Annotated in this window: 2 protein-coding genes; both read left to right on the forward strand. The window is 41.2% G+C overall.

From position 1 onward, the window contains the following. Positions 1-432 (forward strand): NAD(P)-dependent oxidoreductase (locus tag AC1DPQ_RS26870; RefSeq protein WP_477611447.1); only part of this gene is annotated, 432 nt, incomplete at its 5' end. Between the two features lie 242 nt (positions 433-674). After that, positions 675-1703 carry a quinone-dependent dihydroorotate dehydrogenase gene (locus AC1DPQ_RS26875; RefSeq protein ID WP_477580919.1) on the forward strand — a complete coding sequence of 343 codons (1029 nt, stop codon included), beginning with the start codon at positions 675-677 and terminating at the stop codon, positions 1701-1703. Positions 1704-1706: the final 3 nt, after the last annotated feature.

Raw genomic sequence — 1706 nt, forward strand, 5'->3', positions numbered from 1 at the left:
GGTTGGACCAATCCGAATTTATATAACGATACGGTACAGGGAGCAGAGGCTATTCAGGCTGCAGTAAAAGCATCGGGCGTTAAACGTTACATTTTTATCGGCGGAGCGGGTACTTTGCAGATTGATGGTCACCAAATTGTAGACGGGCCGAACTTCCCTGCAGAATACAAGCCAGGTGCAACAGCAGTAAGAGATTATTTTAATACGCTAAAACAAGAGAAGGAATTAGATTGGTTATTTTTTAGTCCGGCTATTGAAATGCACCAGGGGATCACCACCGGCCGTACCGGGAAATACCGCTTGGGTAAAACAAGCCCTGTTTTTAATGAAGAAGGCCGTTCTATTTTATCAGTAGAAGATTTAGCAATCGTTATTGCCGATGAGCTGGAAAATAAGGCACACCACCAGGAGCAGTTTACGGCAGCGTATTAGAGAAGTTGGTTCATTAGTCATTAGTTCATTGGTCATTGGTGGGCGGCAGATTGCCCAGGGTTGATGGTTCATGGTCAACAAGCTTGCTAGGTTATCGATCATGGCCATAAAACCATTGACCATGAACCAACGTTAGGATCAGGGTTGGATTTGGACACTTAGACTAATGAACGAATGGCTATTGAACTAATGAACCAATTAACCTTTTTTCATAATTAGTATTAAGTTCTTATCTTCGTGCCATGTATCGCCTTATTAAACCAATATTCTTCAAATTTGACCCTGAAAACGTACATTATTTTGTAGTGAAGCGGTTAAAATGGTTTAATGATAAATTCCCGCTTGGTAAAACCATTATCCGGAGCAGCTTTGATGTTCACATTAAAGGTTTAGAACGTGAGGTTTTTGGCATAAAATTCAGAAATCCTGTTGGGTTGGCCGCCGGATTTGATAAAAATGGAGAATATGTGGAGCCGCTTAGCAATTTAGGCTTCGGATTTATTGAAGTGGGTACGGTAACGCCAATGCCACAGCCCGGAAATGATAAACCCCGTATGTTCCGTTTACCTAGTGATGAAGCTTTAATTAACCGGATGGGCTTTAACAATAAGGGCGTAGATGTAATGGCTGAGCGTTTGCGCTTGCTAAAAGATAAACATCCTGATATTGTGGTTGGTGGAAACATCGGTAAAAACAAGGCTACTCCAAATGAAGATGCAGTAAACGACTATATTAAATGTTTCGATCGCCTTTTTGATGTGGTTGATTATTTTGTGGTGAATGTAAGTTCGCCCAATACCCCGGGTTTACGCGAGCTGCAGGAAAAAGAACCGTTAAAAAAAATCCTCAATACTTTACAGCAACGAAATCGTAAAAACGATATTTCACGTCCGATTTTATTGAAGATTGCACCCGATTTAACTGACGCGCAACTGGACGATATCATCGAGATTGTTGCAGAAACCAAAATTGCTGGTATTATCGCCACCAATACAACCATTAGCCGGGAAAATCTGGCTACAGAAAAAGACTTGACTACGCAAATCGGTGGTTTAAGCGGTAAACCTGTTAAAGAACGCGCTACAGAAGTAATCCGTTATCTTTCGGAGAAATCGAACAAAGCATTTCCAATTATCGGGGTAGGTGGTATTCATTCGGCAAAAGATGCAAAAGAGAAATTAGATGCCGGCGCATGTTTGGTTCAATTGTATACTGGTTTTATATATGAGGGACCAGGGTTGATCAAAAGCATCTGTAAAGAGCTGGTTTAAAGA

The organism is Pedobacter sp. 01T416_2 (assembly GCF_056398925.1).

What these genes read in the sequence shown, in the direction of transcription:
- AC1DPQ_RS26875 (WP_477580919.1), top strand. Translation starts at nt 675, where the DNA reads ATGTATCGCCTTATTAAACCAATATTCTTCAAATTTGACCCTGAAAAC.